Genomic DNA, 16,840 nt, shown 5'->3' with positions numbered 1-16,840 from the left:
GGCGCGCTCACAGGCTCAGCTCCGGGTGCAGCCGGTCGAGCGTCCACACCTGCTTGCGCCGGGCCGTCCACGCGGTGAGGGCGAGCGCGCCCGCAGTGAACGCCGTGAGCACCACGCACGCCTGCCACACCGGTCCGAGGTCACCGCCGGAGATCAGCCGCCGCAGGGCCTCCACGACGTAGCTCATCGGCAGGAACGGGTGCAGCGCGTTGAAGAATCCGGGGCTCGTCTGCACGGGATAGGTGCCGCCCGCCGACGTCAGCTGCAGCATCAGGAAGGCGAGCACGAGGATGCGGCCCGCCGCTCCGAAGCGCGCGTTCAGCCACTGCACGATCGCCGCGAAGCACGCCGTGACGAGGCCCAGGAAGCCGACCGTGCCCGCCGCGTGCAGCATCTCCAGGCCGAGCGCCCAGTGCAGTACGGACATCAGGGCCGCCACCTGGAGGCAGCCGAGCGCGGCCACGGGCAGCCAGCCCGCGAACGCCACCCGCCAGGACGAGGCGCCGGCCGCGAGGGCCCGCCGGTTCATCGGCTGGATCAGCATGTAGGCGACCATCGCGCCCACCCACAGGGAGAGCGGAATGAAGTACGGGGCGAAGCCCGTCCCGTAGTTGGGCGCCTTGTGCAGCGACTGGGAGGCCAGCTTGACGGGGTCGGCCATCACGCCGGTGCGCTGATCGCGGTCCTTCTTGTCGTAGTCGGGGATCTTCTGCACGCCGTCGTGCAGTCCGCCCGCGAGCTCGCCCGAGCCGTCGGCCAGCTGGAACATGCCGCCGTTCAGATCGTCCGCGCCGGTCGTCAACCGGCCGACCCCGGCGTCGAGTTCCGTCGAACCGGTGTGAGCCGTGCCGAGCCCGGTGTGCAGCTTCTTGGCGCCCGCGGCGACCTGTCCCGCCCCGTCGTTGAGCTTGTTGATCTGGGCGACCGCGCTCTCGACGTCCTGGTCGAGCGTCGGGGCCTTCCTGGCCAGGTTCTCGGACTGCTCCTGGAGCATCGCCAAGTGGCTGTCCATCTGGCCCAGGTTGCCGTGCTCGTCCTGGATGAGCGTGTTCAGGTCGTCGGAGATCGTGGCGACGTCGTTCGCCGCCGTCTTCGCCTTCTTCAGGTCGGGGCAGGCCGGGTCGTCGATGACCGCCTTCTCGCAGCGCCTTTCGTAGACGGCGTCCAGAGCGTCGGACCCCGCGTGCGCGCCCGTGCGCGCGGTGGGGGCGATCTTCACCAGGGTGTCCAGGTTGTGCCGCACGCCCTGCGCGGAGTCGGCCACCAGGCGTGCCGTGTCGGCGATCGCCTTCTTGTTGCCCTTCAGGAAGGGGCGCACCTGGTCGGCGGCGCCGTTCACCTTGTCGGCGAACAACTGCGTGCCGTCGGAGACCTGTCGGGACCCCGACTCCAGGTCACCGGCTCCGGTGGTGAGCTTCGTCAGGCCGCTCTCCAGGTCGCCGCTGCCCTTCTTGGCGTCCTTCAGGCCGTCGGCCAGGTCCTTCGAGCCCTTCTTGGCCTTGCCGATGCCGCCCTCGAGCTGGTCCGCGCCCTTGGCCGCCTTCTTCGTCGCGTCGTGGATGTCCGAGAAGGACACGAAGATCTTGTCGAGGAACGAGCGCGAGGCGTTGGTGGAGGCCGCGGAGCGCACCTCGGAGAAGACCGTCCGGGAGATCTGCCCGACGATGTAGTTGTTCGCGTCGTTCGTGCGCACCTGGAGTGCGCCGGTCTCGGGGGAGTCCCCGGAGCTCGACGCGATGCGCTGGCTGAAGTCCTCCGGCATGGTCAGCGACAGGTAGTACGTGCCGTCCTCCACGCCCTTCTTGGCCTGCGCGGAGCTGACCTCGTGCCACTGGAAGGTGTCGCTGTCGTACAGGCCCTTGGTGATGTCGTCGCCCGCGCTGATCTTCTTTCCCGCGGCCGACGCGCCCTTGTCGTCGTTGACGAGCGCGACGGGAATCTTGTCGAGCTTCCCGTACGGGTCCCAGAACGACCACAGGTACAGCGCCCCGTAGAGCAGCGGCAGCAGCAGGAGCGCGACGAGTGCGGCACGCGGCAGCTTCCCCCTGCCGAAGCGCCTGAGTTCAAGCGCGGCGAGCTTCGGCGAGCGCATCGGCCGTCTCCTTCACGGTGTCGTCCGCGGATTCGTCCGTGGTGTCTTCAGCGGTGTCGTTCGTGGTGTTCACCGGGGCGGTCGATACGACGACCGCCCCTTCGGGGGCCTCGCTGCACACGGCGACGACCGTCGTGCCCGCGTCGGCCACGGCCCGCAGCTGGGTCCAGATCTCGGCCCGTTCGGAGTCCGCGAGCTTCAGGTCGGTGTCGTCGACGCCGATCAGGCGCGGGCGGCCGATGAGCGCGAGCGCCAGGGAAAGGCGCAGCGCTTCGAGGCGCTCCAGGTCGCGCACGGACGTGCGGGAGCCCTTCGGCAGCGTCTCGGTGTCGAGCCCCGCGGCGGCGAGCGCGGCATCGATGCGCAGGCTCGCCTCGGCCCGCCGCTCGGCGGGCGTGCGCAGCAGCCCGCGCAGCGTGCCGTCGAACCTCCGCTGCAGCAGCGCCTGTTCCCGCAGGTGCTCCGCCACGGTCAGGGCGGGGTCGAGCTCGGTGACGCCGGGCACGTGCGCGAGCGCGCTCATCCTGCGTACGGCGGTCAGCTGCTTCGGCAGCCGCATCCCGCCGACCCGCGCCGTGCCCTCGCTCGGCTTCATGCGCCCGGTCAGCGCGAGCAGCAGGCAGGTGCGCCCGCTGCCGGAGGGGCCCTCGACGGCGACGAGCGAGCCCGCCGCGGCGTCGACGTCGATCCCGCGGAAGGCCCAGCCCCGCGGTCCCTTGAGGCCGAACCCGGTGGCGGCCACCGAGGCTCCTGCCGCCGCCCCGTGCTCGTCCGCGCCGGCCGCACTGGCCGAGCTGGCCGAACTGTCTGCGTGAGCCGCGTTCGTCGCCCCGCTCGCCGGGCCGTCCATGGGTCCCCCCTGGGCACTTCTTTGAACTGACTGGTCAGTGCAAAAGCTAGCCCGAACTTCCGATCGAAGCAAAATGCCTGGTCAGGGCCGATTGTCAGTGGCGTACCCCACGATGGGCACATACGGCCACAGTGCCGTCACACAGACGACAGGAGGTTCGTCATGGCTGGACACAAGGCACCCACCACAGCTGCCACCCGCCGCGGCGCCACCCGCCCTGCCCCCTCACCCACCGGACCGGCGAGCGACATCCACCCGGTGCTCCGCCGGGCCGGCGCCCCGCCCGCCGCCCTCGACCTGCTCGCCCAGGCCCGCGCCGGACTCGACGAGGCGTCCGTGCTCGAGACGGCCAACGAGCGGTACGCCACGGCCCATCTCGCCGCGCTGCGCACCGCCGCCGCCGTGCTCGCGGCCCGCGGCAGGCCCGAGTCCACGCCGCGGCGGCGCGCCAGGATACGCAGCGCGTGGGAGGTGCTCCCCGAGATAGCACCCGAACTGGCGGAGTGGAGCGCCCTGTTCGCCTCCGGCGCCACCAAGCGGGCCCGCGCGGAGGCCGGCATCCGCGACGCGGCCACCGCCCGCGACGCCGACGACCTGCTGCGCGACGTGGCGATGTTCCTGCGCCTCGTCGAGCGCGCGCTCGTGCTGCAGCCGGTGCTGCCCCAGCCCCGCCAGGAGGGGGACGAGCGCGCGAGCCCGGGGAGGGTGCAGGACGCCGGATAGCGGGCGGTGCCGTGCGCACGGATGGCGTGGGCGCCGGGCGGCGCCCATTAGGGTGGAGGCGCCCGAACCAGTACATGCTCCGCCGCCGGTCGGAGCCGCCCCGAGGAGTCACCTGCCGTGTCGGATCACCACCCGCGAACCACGTCACCGCGCTCCGACTCCTCGCGGCCCCGCGCCTCCCTCCGTACCGCGGTGGTCTGGGACGTCCTCAAGGACGCCCTCGACCGGCGGGCCAAGTCGGCCGGGACCGAGATCCTCGACGTCCTCGACACCGGGGGCGGCAGCGGCAACTTCGCGGTGCCGGTCGCCCAGCTCGGCCACCGCGTCACCGTCGTCGACCCGAGCCCGAACGCGCTGTTCGCCCTGGAGCGCAGGGCCGCGGAAGCCGGCGTCGAGGACCGTGTGCGCGGCGTCCAGGGCGATGTCTCGGGCCTCTTCGACGTCGTCGAGCGCGACGGGTACGACGCGGTCCTGTGCCACGGCGTCCTCGAGTACGTGGAGGAGCCGGCGGAGGGCGTGCGCAACGCCGTGGGCGCGCTGCGCTCCGGCGGCGTGCTCAGCCTGCTCGCCGCGGGCCTCGGCGGCGCCGTCATCGCGCGGGCCCTCGCCGGGCACTTCAAGGAGGCCAGGCAGGCGCTCGACGACCCGGCGGGCCGCTGGGGCGAGGGCGACCCGGTGCCGCGCCGCTTCACGGCCGAGCAGCTCACGGAGCTCCTCGGCGGGGCCGGAGTGGACGTCGGCTCGGTGCACGGTGTGCGGGTCTTCGCGGACCTCGTCCCCGGCGTCCTCGTGGACACCGAACCGAGCGCGCAGCAGGAGTTGCTCAAGCTCGAAGCGGCCGCGGCGGAGCTGCCCGCCTTCCATGCAGTGGCCACGCAGCTGCACGTGCTCGGTGAGAAGCGAGTGGCCGAAGAGGGCTGACCGCGCCGGTCCACGCCCGGGAGTTGCTCGCTGATCAGCGGCGCAGCGTTTGATGGAGTACGCCACAGGCCCCCCGATCGGAGGCTCGGCGCCGTATGATCTGAGGAGACCGTCCGGCATGACGGGTCGGCCGCTGGGGCATGTCGCCCTGTGAGCCGGGGCGCCGTGTCGCGGTCGGCAATGGCGAATGTTGGCGTAGAGGGGCGGGTTTCACGGGGGCGATTCCCTGCCTATCCTGAAGGGGACCCCCGGTCGCCCCGGCGACTGCACGATGAGGAGGACTCCGTGCCGCTCTCGGAGCACGAGCAGCGCATGCTCGAGCAGATGGAGCGAGCGCTGTACGCCGAAGATCCCAAGTTCGCGACAGCGCTTGAGGGAAGCGGGCTGCGTACATACACCCGACGTCGGGTCTACCAGGCAGTCGTGGGCTTCCTGGTGGGTATCGCGCTCCTCATGGCAGGAATGGTCGCGCAGCAGATCTGGATCAGCGTGGTGGGATTCCTCGTCATGCTGGGATGTGCGGTGCTCGCCGTCACCGGCTGGCGCAAGGCCCCGAAACCAGGGGAGCAGCAGGCGGCCGGAGCGGCCGGAGCCGTGCCGGGCGCGGGCGCGCCGCCGACCCGACGGCAGGGCAAGCAGAAGCGCTCCATGATGGACCGCATCGAGCAGCGCTGGCAGCGTCGCAGGGACGAGCAGGGCGGCCGCTGAGCAGCAGCCCAGCCGGTGAGCCGCCTGCCCCGGCAGGATCTGCGCCCACATCAGGACATGCACAAAGGGTGACCGCGTCGCGCGGTCACCCTTTCTGCGTAACCGGCCGGTTCAGCCTTCCTGGCGGGTGGGCCGAGTCGTCCGGTTCGCCCGCGTGAACCGGCCGCGCACGCTCAGCGTGAACGACTCCCAGCGCCGCGCCGCCGCCCACACCACCCGGACGGCCGAGCGGGGTGCGAACGTCGCACGCAACCGCGTCGACCGGCTCGATTTCGCGTGCAGATCGTCGTGCAGCCGGCGCACGTCCTCGCCCAGACCCGACGTGGGCCGGGGCCGCGGCGCGTACAGGACCTGCTCCACCGCCGCGGCCACCCGGTGCACGCTGTCGGCCGCCTCGGGGTCGAGTTCGCCGATCCGGACGATGCGGGCGGCCGCCGTCCGCGGGGTCAGCGAGTCGTCGGGACCGATGCCGTGGTCCCACGCCGTGTCCGTGACCTCGCGCCAGGCGGCCAGGGTGCGATCGGCCGCGTCGGCGTCCGTGCGGCCCGCGGAGCCGAGCCGGACGGCCCGGACCCTTCTGCGCCACAGCATCGGCAGCAGCGGCACCACGACGACCAGCAGCGCGACCAGGGACACCGCGGCGATCGTGCCGAACGGCGGCCCGTCGTCCGGTGTGCCGCCCACGACCGCGGGGGCGGTGTTGCCGCAGCTCCCCTCCTTGCGCTGGGCCAGCGAGCAGCTCTCGGACGACGAGGGCTCCGGGGCCGTGGGCGCGGCGGAGGCGGACTCGCTGGGCGCCGCCGGGTTGCTGGGGTTGCCCTCGGGGTCCTCCGCCACCGTGTAGTCGGGGGCCGTGCCGCGGTTCGGCGTGGGCTCGAAGCGGGTCCAGCCGACGCCCTCGAAGTACAGCTCGGGCCAGGCGTGCGCGTCGCGCAGGCCCACCGAGTACTTCCCCTCGCCCGCGGGCACGCCCGGCGTGAAGCCGACCGCGACCCGGGCCGGAATGCCCAGCGTGCGCGCCATGGCGGCCATCGAGAAGGAGAAGTGGACGCAGAAGCCCTCCTTCTGCTTCAGGAACCGGGCTATCGCGGCGGAACCACTGCCGGCCCGGACCTCCGTGTTGTACGTGAAGCCGCCGTTGACCGCGAAGTAGTCCTGCAGCTTCACCGCGCGCTCGTAGTTGTTCGACGCGCCCTCAGTGACCTTGAGCGCGGTCGTGCGCACCACGTCGGGCAGCGAGGCGGGCACCTTGGTGAACTCGCGGACCATGCCGCCCGGTGGCGTTCCCGCGTCGGCGAGCTGCTGCGGCGTCGGCCGCACGATCAGGCTGTCGACGGTGTACGTCTTCCCGCGCGTGGTCTGCCCGTGGTCGCCGACCAGGGTCCGGCCCACCCGCTCGAAGCGCCAGCGCCCGTCGATCCCCACCTGCGTCGCCGGATAGGGCATCGGCAGCCAGTCCTGCGCGTACCAGTCGGCCGCCGAGATCGTGGTCCGCACCTGGGTCCTGCGCACGTCGGCGCCGAGCCCCGGCGGGTCCGGCAGGGTGTTCGGCACGTCGTCGATGCTGCGCACCGAGGGGCGCCAGGTCGTGCCGTCGAACTCGTCGAGCGCGACGATCCGCAGATACATGTCGGACGTCTGGTCCGCGTTCGTCCGGTACGTCATCACCTCCCGGTCCTCGGGCTGGTTCAGGCTGTTCTGCAGCGAGACCAGCGGGTTGACCGCGGAGATCGTGCCGCCGCCCCCGGCACCGCCGCGCACCCCGCTGCCGGACGGGCCGAGGAGCCCGCCGTCCAGGGCGGGCAGGGCGAGCGGCACCACGAGGGCGAGCCCCAGGGCGACGGCTCCGATGCGGCGGCCGGTGCGGACCGGGGCGAGGGCGCCGCGCGCGCCGTCCTGCACGGGCGTGGACGCGCCGGGCGCCCGCCCGGCACCGCCGAACACCCGGCCCCACTGGGAGAGCCGGTCGCGCCCCTCCGCGAGCAGCAGCAGGAGGTAGCCGCCGGCCGCGAGCAGGAACCACAGCCAGTCGGTCCCGCCCTCGGAGAGCCCGGCGGCGACCGAGTACAGGGCGAGCAGCGGAAGGCCGGCCGGGGCCGCGCTGCGGAACGTCACCGCGAGGGCGTCCACGAAAAGGCCGATCACCACCGCGCCGCCCACCAGCATCAGCCGGATGCCGTCGGTCAGCGGCGCCGGTATCGCATACCGGCCCACGTCCTCGCCGCCCGCCTGGAGCAGCAGGCCGAAGTGCTGGAACGCCTCGGGCCCCGGCAGGAACGCGCCGATCGCCCGCTCACGGGCGAAGAGGACGGTGAGCAGCAGCAGCGACACCAGCGCCTGCGCCGCCACCGTCAGCGGGCGGGCGAGCGGCACCCTGCGGGAGAGCGCGCCGACCGCGGCCTGGATCACCAGCAGGATCGCGGCCTGGATCAGCCACGTGGACCGGTCGACCAGCGGGAGCAGCGCGCACGAGGCCAGGAACGTGGCCAGCGTGGCGCAGATCGACAGGCGGGCGCCGCCGCTCATGACCAACCCCCTGAGGTGTTCGGGGCGTCCGGGGGACCGGCCGGAGCGGAGAGCCCCGTGCGCTCCCGGTCCGCCTGCCGCCAGAGCTCTTCGAGGGACGCGCCGTGCGGCACGGCCACCGCGGTCCAGCCCGCTTCCTGCAGCATCCGCAGCCGCTCGGTGCAGCGCTCCGAGACCGGCGCCCCGGGACCCTGGGTCCAGGAGCCGCTGTCCAGGAGGAAGGCGAGCGCGCCACCGCTGCGGCGGCGCATCTTGGCGACGACGGAGGCCTGCTCCTCGTCCAGGTCGCCGAAGAAGGCGATCAGAAGCCCTTCGTTGCCGCCGCGCAGGACGTCGTACGCGGCGGAGAGCGTGCCGCTGTCGGAGTGGTCGACGACGGCGAGCGTGTCCATCATCAGGCCCGCCGCGTCGCCCGACTCCTGGCTTGCGCCCGCGAAGCCGTCGGTGCCCTCGCCCGGCACCGCGTTGCCCGTGTCCGTCAACAGCCGTACCGAGAAGCCGCGTTCGAGCATGTGCACCAGGGCGGAGGCCGTCCCGGACACCGCCCACTCGAAGGCCGAGCCGGGCCCCGCGCCCTGGAAGGCGGGCGCGCGGGTGTCGAGCAGCACGGTGCAGCGGGCCCGCTGCGGCTGCTCCTCGCGGCGCACCATCAGCTCGCCGTAGCGCGCGGTGGAGCGCCAGTGCACGCGCCGCAGATCGTCCCCGTACCGGTAGCCGCGTGGGATCACGTCGTCCTCGCCGGCCAGGGCGAGCGAGCGCTGCCGCCCGTCCCCGTACCCCTTGGCCTCGCCGGTCAGCCGTACGGGAGGCAGCGCCGTCACGCGCGGGATCACCGTCAGGCTGTCGTACGTCGAGAAGGACCGGGTCAGTTCGCACATGCCGAAGGGGTCCGTGAGGCGCAGCTGCAGCGGGCCGAGCGGATAGCGGCCGCGCAGGTCGGAGCGGACCCGGTAGGACACCTCGCGGCGGCCGCCCGCCTCGACCCGGTCGAGGACGAACCGGGGCCGTGGCCCGAGCACGTACGGCACCCGGTCCTGGAGCATCAGCAGGCCGGTCGGCAGCCGGGAGATGTTGTCCATGCGCAGGTGCACGCGTGCCTCGGAACCCGCGGGTACGCGCGCGGGGGAGAGGCGGCGGCTGCCCGCGACCCGGTAGCGGGTGCGGTACAGGACACCCGCGCACACCAGGGGAAGGACCGCGAGCAGCAGGCCGACCCTGAGCAGATCGCTCTGCCCCAGGACGTACGCGCAGATGCCCGCCGCGATGCCGGCGGCCAGGAACGAGCGGCCGCGCGTGGTGAGTCCGGCGAGGGCGGTGCGCAGACCGCTCTTGTCGCCCACGTTCTTGCCCGCGCCACCGTCCGTGAATCCGCCCCCCGGATCCGGCGCGTAGGCCCCGATCTGTCCCCCCGGTGTCATCACAGCCTCCGCGGACCGGGCGGCTGCTGACCGTACAGCGGGGGCGTCGTCGAGTCGTAGGTCTGCGAGGAGCGGGGTTCGGCGGCCGGGACCGGCGTGCGCTGCAGGATGTCGACGACGACCTGCTCGGCGGTGCGCCGGTTCAACTGGGCCTGCGCGGTGGGCAGCAGACGGTGCGCCAGGACCGCCACCGCCAGCGTCTGCACGTCGTCGGGCAGCGCGTAGTCACGGCCGGCGAGGGCTGCGGCCGCCTTGGCCGCGCGCAGCAGGTGCAGCGTCGCGCGCGGGGACGCGCCGAGTCTGAGGTCGGGGTGGCTGCGCGTGGCGGCGACCAGGTCCACCGCGTAGCGCCGCACGGCGTCGGCGACGTGGACCGTGCGCACCGCGTCGATCAGCTTCACGATCTCGTGCGCGTGCGCCACCGGCTGCAGGTCGTCCAGGGGGTTCACGCCGCCGTGCACGTCCAGCATCTGCAGCTCGGCCTCCGGGCTCGGATAGCCGATGGAGACGCGGGCCATGAAGCGGTCGCGCTGGGCCTCGGGCAGCGGGTAGGTGCCCTCCATCTCGACCGGGTTCTGGGTGGCCACCACCATGAAGGGGCTGGGCAGTTCGTACGTCTGGCCGTCGATGGTGACCTGGCGCTCCTCCAGGGACTCCAGGAGCGCGGACTGCGTCTTCGGGGACGCGCGGTTGATCTCGTCCCCGATCACGATCTGCGCGAAGATCGCGCCCGGCTTGAACTCGAAGTCCCGGCGCTGCTGGTCCCAGATGGACACCCCGGTGATGTCCGACGGCAGCAGGTCGGGCGTGAACTGGATGCGGCGCACCGAGCAGTCGATGGACCGCGCGAGCGCCTTCGCCAGCATCGTCTTGCCGACGCCCGGCACGTCCTCGATGAGCAGATGCCCCTCGGCGAGCAGCACGGTCAGCGAGAGCCTCACGACCTCCGGCTTGCCCTCGATCACACCCTCCACCGACCCGCGCACGCGCTCCACGGTGGTGGTCAGATCAGTAAGGCTCGCTCGATCGTCATAGGTCGTCACCCGGCCCTCCTCGGCCCGTACTTTCCGGGCCGACGCGCTAGACACGAACCGGCCCACCCCGATACACGGACAGCGCGCACGAGATGTTCGCCGCTCGTGCGGATGTCACACACGCATTCTTGTTGGCGTTACCGGTTCGTGTCACTCGCCTGTGGACAACTGGCCGCGATATGTCAGGGCTTAGAGCCTTTTGAGAGGAAGGCCGACCGCGATCGGGCGGGCGTCAGGCCGGCTCGATCTCCCGCAGCAGGCCCGTCTTCACGTCGAAGACAAAGCCGCGCACGTCGTCGGTGTGCAGCAGGAACGGGGAGGTGCGCACCTTCTGGATGGACTGGCGCACGTCCTGGTCGACATTGCGGAAGCCCTCGACGGCCCAGGTGGGACGCTGCCCGACCTCCATCTCCAGGTCGGTCCTGAAGTCCTCGGTCAGGCCTTCGAGGCCGCAGTTGCTGTGGTGGATGAGGACCACGCTGCGGGTGCCGAGCGCGCGCTGGCTGACGGTGAGGGAGCGGATCACGTCATCGGTGACCACGCCGCCCGCGTTGCGGATCGTGTGGCAGTCGCCGAGCTCGAGGCCGAGGGCGGCGTGCAGGTCGAGACGGGCGTCCATGCAGGCGACCACGGCGACCTGCAGCACGGGGCGGGCGTCCATGCCGGGGTCGGTGAACGCGGCGGCGTACCGCCCGTTCGCGTCGACGAGGCGGTCGGTCACGCTGCCGTCGGCGGATATGGCGCCTTCGGAGGGGGCTCCAGAGGGGAGGTGAGCAGAAGTCGTCATGACTACGACGGTAGCCGTCACGCCTGGTCCGGGCCCGCTGTGAGGGGGGACAAAGAACATCATTGAGCCTTGTTGTGAGCGACCCCACAGAGCGGGCGCGACCTCGGCCGCTCGGGTGAATTCGCCCGGTTCACGATGTCGGGGCGCGGCGGCCGCGACGCGCAGCGCGCTCGGTCGACCGGTTGATTGACCGGGCGGCACCGTGGACTAAAGTGACGCCGACCCCAGATAACCACGCAACGATGCAACACGGAGATCCCGGCACTGCCCTCCCGGCACCTGTCGGAACGCTCCCCGCGTGCGCGGCGCGTACGTACGGCTCGGCCTCCTCCCGCTCCGGTCGGCCGGCGTCACTTCCCCGGCGCCGACGGACCACTTCCCCTTCACGAGCGGGCGGGGACCCGGCAGTGCGTACGACCCCCACGCCGGACCTGAGAGGGACCCTTGAGCCAGCGACACGTTCCGGTCATGCTCCAACGCTGCTTGGACGTGTTGGCTCCGGCGCTCGCCCAGCCGGGTGCGGTCGTCGTCGACTGCACGCTCGGCCTCGGCGGGCACAGCGAGGCGCTGCTCTCCACGTTCCCCTCGTGCCGCCTCGTCGCGCTCGACCGCGACAAGGAGGCGCTGCGCCTCTCCGGTGAGCGCCTCGCGTCCTTCGGCGACCGGGCCACCCTCGTGCACGCCGTCTACGACGAACTGCCCGAGGTCCTCGACCGGTTGGGCATCCCGAAGGTGCAGGGCGTCCTGTTCGACCTCGGCGTCTCCTCCATGCAGCTCGACGAGGCCGACCGAGGCTTCGCGTACGCGCAGGACGCGCCGCTCGACATGCGCATGGACCAGACGACCGGGATGAGCGCCGCCGAGGTGCTCAACACGTACCCGCCGGGCGAACTGGTGCGGATCCTGCGCCAGTACGGCGAGGAGAAGCAGGCCAAGCGGATTGTTTCGGCCATCGTGCGCGAGCGCGAGAAGGAGCCGTTCAGCAACAGCGCCCGGCTCGTCGAGCTGATTCGCGACTCCCTGCCGCAGGCCGCCAAGCGCACCGGGGGCAACCCGGCCAAGCGCACCTTCCAGGCCCTGCGCATCGAGGTCAACGGCGAGCTGAGCGTCCTTGAGCGGGCGATCCCGGGCGCCGTGAAGTCGCTCGCGGTCGGCGGCCGGATCGCCGTCCTGTCGTACCACTCGCTGGAAGACCGCCTGGTCAAGCAGGTGTTCGCGGCCGGAGCCAGCAATACGGCGCCGCCCGGGCTGCCCGTCGTGCCCGAGCAGTACCAGCCCCGGCTCAAGTTGCTCACACGCGGCGCCGAACTCCCCACGGAGGAAGAGGTCGCGGAGAACCGCAGGGCCGCGCCGGCACGGCTGCGGGGTGCGCAGCGCATCCGCGAGGATGTCGAGGGGTGACGGCCGAGTGACGTACGCGCGCGTGGAGGGGTGGTCATGAGCGCCAGCAGTGGCTTGAAAGGTTCGCTGCGCGACAGGGCCGCCCGCCTTGCGCGGCTGCTCCCGATCGGCCCGTCCGGCGGTACGCAGGCCGCGCGCACCCCGTTCGTCCTCCTCGTCGTGCTGCTCCTGGGCGGCGGTCTCATCACGCTCCTGATGCTGAACTCCTCGCTCAACGAGGGCTCGTTCCAGCTCACCAAGCTCAAGAAGCAGACCACCGAGCTCACCGACGACGAGCAGGAACTCCAGCGCGACGTCGACTCCTACTCGGCGCCCGACGCCCTCCTGCAGCGCGCCCGCAGGCTCGGCATGGTGCCCGGCGGCGACCCGGCGTTCCTGGAGCCGGACGGCACCGTCAAGGGCATGCCGAGCCCGGCCGCCGGACCGCCCGCCCCGCCCAGGCCCGAGCCGGCGAAGGCCCCGGACGCCACCCCGAGCGCGAGCGCCTCGCCCTCCGCGAGCCCGTCCCCCTCGGCCAGCACGTCCCCCTCCGCCAAACCGTCCGAGTCGGCGAGTCCGAACTCCTCGGTCGAGCCCTCCCCTTCGAGCACCGGCAGGTGACGCCATGACCGACAGGGAGCCCCCGCGCCGCCGCGTGCCAGGCCCCGCGCGCCCGCCGCGCACCGGACGCCCCGCGCCCAAGCCCGCGCCGAAGGCAGGGTCCAGGTCCGCGCCGAGGCCCGCGTCGAAGTCCGCGCAGCGCCCCGCGCCCAAGGCCGCGCCGAAGGGCCGCCCGGCCGGCCGCCGCCCGGCCCCGCCGAGGCCGAAGGCGAAGGCGCCCTCCCGGCTGCGCCTCGGCAGCCCCAAGCCGCGCCTGCGCATGGTGAGCCTGGGCCTCACGCTCGTCCTGATGGTCTTCGTCGTCCGCCTCTTCCAGGTGCAGGGCGTCGACGCCAGCGCGTACGCCGCGAAGGCCTCGCTGAACCGATACGTCAGCCACTCCATCGCCGCCGAGCGCGGCGGCATCACGGACCGCAGCGGCGTCGAGCTCGCCGCGAGCGTGGACGCGTACGACATCACCGCCGACCCGACGCTGTTCACGAAGAAGGCCACCAAGGTCGACGACGCGCCGGAGCAGGCGGCGGCGCTGCTCTCGCCGATCATCGGGGTCGACGCGGCCGAGCTGACCAAGAAGCTGAAGACGAAGAACACGCGGTACGTGCGGCTCGCCCCGCGGCAGACGCCGCAGGTCTGGAAGCAGATCAAGGACCTCAGGACCACCCTGAACGAGAAGGCGAACGCCGCGGGCCGTGCGGCGAGCGTGCTGTCCGGCGTGGTCGCCGACCCCAGCAGCAAGCGCGTCTACCCGAACGGCGATCTCGCCGCGGGCGTCCTCGGCTGGGTCAACGCCGACGGCAAGGGCGGCGGTGGCGTCGAGCAGCAGCTCGACAAGGAGCTCGCGGGCAAGGCCGGAAAGATCCGCTACGCCCAGTCCGGCGGCCAGCAGGTGCCGACCGCGGGCACCACCGAGCAGCCCGCGGTCCCCGGCTCGGACGTCGAGCTGACCATCGACCGCGACATCCAGTGGGCCGCGCAGAACGCCATCGACGAGCAGGTCAAGGAGTCGAAGGCGGACCGCGGCTACGTGATAGTGCAGGACACCAAGACCGGTGAGGTCCTCGCCATGGCGAACGCGCCCGGCTTCGACCCGAACGACCTGGCCGACGCCAAGGCGGAGGCCCTCGGCAACGCCGCGCTCCAGGACGCCTACGAGCCGGGCTCCACCGCCAAGGTGATGTCGATGGCGGCCGTCCTGGAGGAGGAGGCGGCCACCCCCGGCACCCACGTCACCGTGCCCAACCGGCTGCACCGCGGCGACCGGCTCTTCCAGGACGACGTCGACCACCCGACGTGGCACCTCACGCTCAACGGCGTGCTCGCCAAGTCCAGCAACATCGGCACCATCCTGGCGACGGGCCAGCTCGGCACCACGCAGCCGGCGGCCAACGCCAAGCTCTACTCGTACCTGCACAGGTTCGGCATCGGCCGGGAGAGCGGTCTCGGCTTCCCCGGCGAGACCTCCGGCATCCTCGCGCCGGCCGACAAGTGGTCCACGTCGCAGCAGTACACGATCCCGTTCGGCCAGGGCTTCTCCATCAACGCGATGCAGGCCGCCTCCGTGTACTCGACCATCGCCAACGACGGCGTACGGGTGCAGCCCACCCTCGTACGCGGCACCAAGGGCCCCGACGGGCGGTTCACACCGGCGCCGAAGCCCAAGGAGAACCGCGTCGTCAGCAAGAAGACCGCCAAGACCGTCGCGCAGATGCTCGAGTCCGTGGTCGACGACGAGGAGGGCACGGGCACCAAGGCCCGCATCCCGGGCTACCGCGTCGCGGGCAAGACGGGCACGGCCAACCGCGTGGACCCGGCCACCGGCCGCTACAAGGGCTACACGTCGTCGTTCGCCGGTTTCGCGCCCGCCGACAAGCCGCGTGTGACGGTCTACTGCGCGATCCAGAACGCCACCAAGGGCGGCTACTTCGGCGGCCAGATCTGTGGACCGATCTACAAGAAGGTCATGGAGTTCGCCCTGAAGACGCTTCAGGCCCCGCCCACGGGCCACAAGCCGGCCCGGCTGCCCGTGACGTTCAAGCCATGACGTTTTCCAGCCAGAACAGGCCGTGACCATGATCACTCACAACCCGTGAGGGCGCCGTGACAGCCATCACCTCCGATCCGGGGAACCGCCCCGCGCCACGCCCCTCGCTTCGCCGGGCGGGGGGTGGGCCCGGTACGCTCACGCCGTGCCACACGCTGATCAGTCTCAAACCACCCAGAAGGGCGCACCCGTGACATACCCCGGGCCGCCGCGACCGGTCGAGGTCTCCGCCACACCCCTCGCGGAACTCGCCGATCAACTGGGTGTCCAAGCGCCCACGGCCGCGGCAGCAGTCACCGGCATCACCCACGACTCCCGTGCGGTGCGCCCCGGCGACCTGTACGCGGCCCTGCCCGGAGCCCGCGCGCACGGCGCCGACTTCGCCATGCAGGCCGCCTCGCTCGGCGCCGTCGCCGCGCTGACCGACCCGGCGGGCTGGCAGCGCGTGTCCGAGGCCGGCCTGGTCCCGCTCGTCGTGGACAACCCGCGCAGCCGGATGGGCGAGCTCGCCGCGACGATCTACGGCCACCCCGGCAGGGACCTGCTCCAGATCGGCATCACCGGCACCTCGGGCAAGACCACCACCGCGTACCTCATCGAGGGCGGGCTGAAGTCGGTGCGCAGCACCGGTCTCATCGGCACGGTCGAGATGCGGATCGGCGACGAGCGGATCAAGTCCGAGCGCACCACTCCGGAAGCCACCGACCTCCAGGCGCTGTTCGCGGTCATGCGCGAGCGCGGCACGGACGCGGTCGCCATGGAGGTCTCCAGCCACGCCCTCGTGCTGGGCCGGGTCGACGCCTGCGTCTTCGACGTGGCCGTCTTCAACAACCTGAGCCCGGAGCACATGGAGTTCCACTCCGACATGGAGGACTACTTCCAGGCGAAGGCCCAGCTGTTCACGAAGGCGCGCAGCAAACAGGGCGTCGTGAACTACGACGACGAGTACGGGCGCCGGCTCATCGACGAGTCCGAGGTCCCGGTCGTCACCTTCTCCGCCGAGGGCCACCCGGACGCCGACTGGCGCGCCGAGGACGTCGAAGTCGGCCCGTTCGACTCGACGTTGACCGTCGTCGGCCCCAAGGGCGAGCGGATCGCCGCCAAGGCGCCGCTGGCCGGACCCTTCAACGTCGCGAACACCCTCGCCGCGATCGTCACCCTCGCCGTCGCCGGGATCGACCCGCAGACCGCGGCCGACGGCGTCGCCGCCGTACCCGGCGTGCCCGGCCGCCTGGAGCGCGTGCAGGCCGGCCAGAAGTACCTCGCCGTCGTCGACTACGCGCACAAGACCGACGCCGTGGAGTCCGTCCTGCGGGCGCTGCGCAAGGTCACCGAGAACAAGCTGCACATCGTGCTCGGCTGTGGTGGCGACCGCGACAAGACCAAGCGGATGCCGATGGGCGCGGCCGCGGCGCGGTTCGCCGACACGGCCATCCTCACCTCCGACAATCCGCGCTCCGAGGACCCCCTCGCGATCCTCGCCACGATGCTCGCGGGCGCCGCCGACGTGCCGGCCCACGAGCGGGGCGACGTCGCCGTGTTCGAGGACCGGGCCGCCGCCATCGCCGCCGCCGTGGCGCGCGCCGAGCCCGGCGACACGGTGCTCGTCGCGGGCAAGGGCCACGAGCAGGGCCAGGACATCGCCGGTGTGGTCCGCCCGTTCGACGACCGCCTGGTGCTGCGCGCGGCCATCGAAGCGGCCGCAGCCACCGTCGACAACCAGAAAACCCAGGGATGAA

At 72.3% G+C, this 16,840-nt stretch carries 13 protein-coding genes; 7 read left to right on the top strand and 6 right to left on the bottom strand.

Annotated elements, in window-relative coordinates; all coding sequences use genetic code 11:
- Positions 1 to 7: 7 nt before the first annotated feature.
- Together ACZ7L4_RS15075 and ACZ7L4_RS15070 are read right to left on the bottom strand one after the other, a co-directional pair.
- Positions 8 to 2,092, bottom strand: a complete 2,085-nt coding sequence (locus ACZ7L4_RS15075) for a YhgE/Pip family protein (RefSeq protein WP_472102618.1) — start codon at positions 2,090 to 2,092, stop codon at positions 8 to 10.
- On the bottom strand, positions 2,064 to 2,834 hold the full coding sequence (locus tag ACZ7L4_RS15070) for an ATP-binding cassette domain-containing protein (RefSeq protein WP_472102616.1): 771 nt from the start codon (positions 2,832 to 2,834) through the stop codon (positions 2,064 to 2,066). The genes ACZ7L4_RS15075 and ACZ7L4_RS15070 overlap by 29 nt, the downstream gene beginning before the upstream one ends.
- 270 nt (positions 2,835 to 3,104) lie before the next feature.
- Between ACZ7L4_RS15070 and ACZ7L4_RS15065 the strand changes: the two genes are divergently transcribed.
- The 3 genes from ACZ7L4_RS15065 (at position 3,105) to ACZ7L4_RS15055 (ending at position 5,294) form a co-directional block, all read left to right on the top strand.
- On the top strand, positions 3,105 to 3,665 hold the full coding sequence (locus ACZ7L4_RS15065; protein WP_472102614.1) for an SAV_6107 family HEPN domain-containing protein: 561 nt from the start codon (positions 3,105 to 3,107) through the stop codon (positions 3,663 to 3,665).
- A 117-nt stretch (positions 3,666 to 3,782) separates the two neighbouring features.
- On the top strand, positions 3,783 to 4,586 hold the full coding sequence (locus ACZ7L4_RS15060) for a class I SAM-dependent methyltransferase (protein WP_472102612.1): 804 nt from the start codon (positions 3,783 to 3,785) through the stop codon (positions 4,584 to 4,586).
- 285 nt (positions 4,587 to 4,871) lie between these two features.
- Complete coding sequence (locus ACZ7L4_RS15055) at positions 4,872 to 5,294, top strand: DUF3040 domain-containing protein (RefSeq protein ID WP_450813560.1); 423 nt, start codon at positions 4,872 to 4,874, stop codon at positions 5,292 to 5,294.
- Between the two features lie 111 nt (positions 5,295 to 5,405).
- Here ACZ7L4_RS15055 and ACZ7L4_RS15050 read toward each other — a convergent pair whose 3' ends face one another.
- From ACZ7L4_RS15050 to ACZ7L4_RS15035, 4 genes are all read right to left on the bottom strand, one after another.
- Positions 5,406 to 7,820: a transglutaminase TgpA family protein gene (locus ACZ7L4_RS15050; protein WP_472102610.1), complete on the bottom strand. Its 2,415-nt coding sequence runs from the start codon at positions 7,818 to 7,820 to the stop codon at positions 5,406 to 5,408.
- The gene (locus ACZ7L4_RS15045) at positions 7,817 to 9,238 is read right to left on the bottom strand and encodes a DUF58 domain-containing protein (RefSeq protein ID WP_472102608.1); all 1,422 of its coding nucleotides are present in this window, start codon (positions 9,236 to 9,238) and stop codon (positions 7,817 to 7,819) included. Before ACZ7L4_RS15045 ends, ACZ7L4_RS15050 begins: the two co-directional genes overlap by 4 nt.
- Complete coding sequence (locus ACZ7L4_RS15040; RefSeq protein ID WP_472102606.1) at positions 9,238 to 10,281, bottom strand: AAA family ATPase; 1,044 nt, start codon at positions 10,279 to 10,281, stop codon at positions 9,238 to 9,240. Before ACZ7L4_RS15040 ends, ACZ7L4_RS15045 begins: the two co-directional genes overlap by 1 nt.
- Positions 10,282 to 10,504: 223 nt before the next feature.
- Entirely contained in the window at positions 10,505 to 11,059 is a 555-nt protein-coding gene (locus ACZ7L4_RS15035; RefSeq protein WP_472102604.1) for a beta-class carbonic anhydrase, read from the bottom strand.
- A 444-nt stretch (positions 11,060 to 11,503) separates the two neighbouring features.
- Between ACZ7L4_RS15035 and rsmH the strand changes: the two genes are divergently transcribed.
- From rsmH to ACZ7L4_RS15015, 4 genes are all read left to right on the top strand, one after another.
- Positions 11,504 to 12,460 (top strand): 16S rRNA (cytosine(1402)-N(4))-methyltransferase RsmH, encoded by a 957-nt coding sequence (gene rsmH, locus ACZ7L4_RS15030; protein ID WP_472102602.1) that lies wholly within the window; start codon positions 11,504 to 11,506, stop codon positions 12,458 to 12,460.
- 36 nt (positions 12,461 to 12,496) lie between these two features.
- Entirely contained in the window at positions 12,497 to 13,060 is a 564-nt protein-coding gene (ftsL, locus tag ACZ7L4_RS15025; protein ID WP_472102600.1) for a cell division protein FtsL, read from the top strand.
- Positions 13,061 to 13,064: 4 nt separating this feature from the next.
- Complete coding sequence (locus ACZ7L4_RS15020) at positions 13,065 to 15,101, top strand: peptidoglycan D,D-transpeptidase FtsI family protein (RefSeq protein ID WP_472102598.1); 2,037 nt, start codon at positions 13,065 to 13,067, stop codon at positions 15,099 to 15,101.
- A 190-nt stretch (positions 15,102 to 15,291) separates the two neighbouring features.
- Positions 15,292 to 16,839 carry a UDP-N-acetylmuramoyl-L-alanyl-D-glutamate--2,6-diaminopimelate ligase gene (locus ACZ7L4_RS15015; RefSeq protein ID WP_472102597.1) on the top strand — a complete coding sequence of 516 codons (1,548 nt, stop codon included), beginning with the start codon at positions 15,292 to 15,294 and terminating at the stop codon, positions 16,837 to 16,839.
- The last annotated feature ends 1 nt before the right edge of the window (position 16,840 follow it).

It is taken from the genome of Streptomyces sp. NPDC107575 (genome assembly GCF_055657265.1).
Note: the sequence above shows the minus strand (reverse complement) of the source record. Positions and strands in the feature narration are given on the sequence as shown.

Excerpts from the sequence above, each read along its gene's own strand:
- ACZ7L4_RS15075 (WP_472102618.1), bottom strand. The coding sequence starts at position 2,092 with ATGCGCTCGCCGAAGCTCGCCGCGCTTGAACTCAGGCGCTTCGGCAGG.
- ACZ7L4_RS15065 (WP_472102614.1), top strand. The coding sequence starts at position 3,105 with ATGGCTGGACACAAGGCACCCACCACAGCTGCCACCCGCCGCGGCGCC.
- ACZ7L4_RS15050 (WP_472102610.1), bottom strand. The coding sequence starts at position 7,820 with ATGAGCGGCGGCGCCCGCCTGTCGATCTGCGCCACGCTGGCCACGTTC.
- ACZ7L4_RS15045 (WP_472102608.1), bottom strand. The coding sequence starts at position 9,238 with ATGACACCGGGGGGACAGATCGGGGCCTACGCGCCGGATCCGGGGGGC.
- ACZ7L4_RS15035 (WP_472102604.1), bottom strand. The coding sequence starts at position 11,059 with ATGACGACTTCTGCTCACCTCCCCTCTGGAGCCCCCTCCGAAGGCGCC.
- ftsL (WP_472102600.1), top strand. The coding sequence starts at position 12,497 with ATGAGCGCCAGCAGTGGCTTGAAAGGTTCGCTGCGCGACAGGGCCGCC.
- ACZ7L4_RS15020 (WP_472102598.1), top strand. The coding sequence starts at position 13,065 with ATGACCGACAGGGAGCCCCCGCGCCGCCGCGTGCCAGGCCCCGCGCGC.